Genomic DNA, 1,689 nt, shown 5'->3' on the forward strand with positions numbered 1-1,689 from the left:
TCGGCGAGGCGACGCAACAGCTCCTCGGCGGCGTGCCGCTCCCCGGTGCGGACCAGCAGGACGGCGATCTCGTAGCGGGTGTCCAGTACGGCGGGGTGCCCCGGCCCGAGCAGACTGCGCTGTTCGGCGAGGACCGACCTCAGTTCGTCCAGGGCCTCACGGGTGCGCCCGAGTGCGCTGACGCACAGGGCGGCTCCGGCCCTGGCGGCGAGGGCGCTCGCGCGGTCGAGGCCGCCGACGGCCATCAGCTCCTGGTACTCCTCCAGGGCGCGGACGGGGCGGCCCGCGCGGCGCAGGGCCTCGATCTCGGCCAGGCGGGGATGAGCGGGCATGTCCTCGGTGGCGGCGGCCGGCCCGGGCGCCCATGCGGCGAGCAGGGCGGCGACCTCCGCGGCGGAGGAGGGCCGGTTTTCGGGCTTCTTCTCCAGTAACCGTTCGACCAGCGTCCGCAGTCCGTCCGGTACGTCGGGGCGGCGGTCGGCGAGCGGCGGGACGGGCTCGTTGGCGTGCCGGTGGTAGAGCATGAAGGGGCTGGCGTCGGTGAAGGGCGGTGCTCCGGTGAGCAGCTCGTACAGGACGCAGCCCAGCGAGTAGAGGTCGCTGGCGGGCACGGTCCGACCGACAGCCTGTTCGGGCGCCATGTACACGACCGTGCCGGGGGTGGCGTTGGAGGCGGTGAAGCGGGTCTCGCCGGGCTGGGGCTCGAGCGCGGCGGCGACCCCGAAGTCGAGGACCTTGATGTCACCGTCCGGGGTGACCATCAGGTTGGACGGTTTGAGGTCGCGGTGCACCACGCCCTGAGCGTGGGCGTAGGACAGCACCTCGGCCGTGCGGCGGGCGACGTCGGCGGCCTGGTCTACGGCGAGGGGGCCGTCGTTCTTGAGGACGGCGTCCAGCGCGCGGCCCGGGACGAGGTCCATGACCAGGTACAGCTCGCCCTCGTGGTTGCCGTGGTCGTGTACGGCGGGGACACCGGGGTGGCGCAGGCGGCTGGTCAGGCGCGTCTCGCGCAGGAAACGGCGTTGCAGGGTGGTGGGTTCGGCTCCGCGACCGCGGATCGCGAGCACCTTGACGGCTACTTCGCGATGGTGCTCGCGGTCACGGGCCGCCCAGACGACCCCCATCCCGCCCCGGCCCAGTTCGTGCGTGAGCTCGTACCGTCCCAGGCTTCGCCGCATCGCGCCCCGTCCCCAGTTCCGGCGCCTGCCGCGCCCGCCACCCCGACGGCCGGGAACGCACGGCACCCAGCCGACGAGACCATTCTGTCACCGGTCACGGCACGCCTGCGCCCCAGGTGACCAAAAAGGTGGGTGTTGCAACCAGCTTCGTCTCCGCCAGGTCGCGCGGGCGGAGTTCACAGGGGCAGGGGACTCTGCGGGACGAGGAAGGGGCGTCGGGGGTCCTCGGGCACGGTACGCCGGACGGCCAGCTCAGGGCGCGGATCCGGCAGATGGGGTGCGAGGGCCGCGTACACCTCCGCCGCCGAGGAGGGGCGGTCGTCCGGCCGTTTGGCGAGCAGGGCCGTGATCAGGTCCTGGAGGTCGCCGGGCACGTCCACCCCCGCGTCGGCGACGAGGGGCGGGGGTGTGGCGAGATGGTGTGAGGCGAGGAGCGCCGGCTGGTGGGTCGGGAAGGGGGGCGCGCCCGTGAGCATGTGGTGCAGCAGGCAGCCCACGGCGTACAGGTCGC

Annotated in this window: 1 protein-coding gene and 1 pseudogene; both read right to left on the minus strand. The window is 73.6% G+C overall.

Features of this window, described 5'->3' with window-relative positions; all coding sequences use genetic code 11:
• Window positions 1-1,178 (minus strand): serine/threonine-protein kinase (locus tag RIF68_RS35950; RefSeq protein WP_309055848.1); only part of this gene is annotated, 1,178 nt, incomplete at its 3' end.
• Window positions 1,179-1,354: 176 nt separating this feature from the next.
• A pseudogene (locus RIF68_RS35955) lies at window positions 1,355-1,689 on the minus strand (serine/threonine protein kinase); the annotation flags it as partial.

The organism is Streptomyces sp. (genome assembly GCF_031178505.1).
Taxonomy (GTDB): domain Bacteria; phylum Actinomycetota; class Actinomycetes; order Streptomycetales; family Streptomycetaceae; genus Streptomyces; species Streptomyces gulbargensis.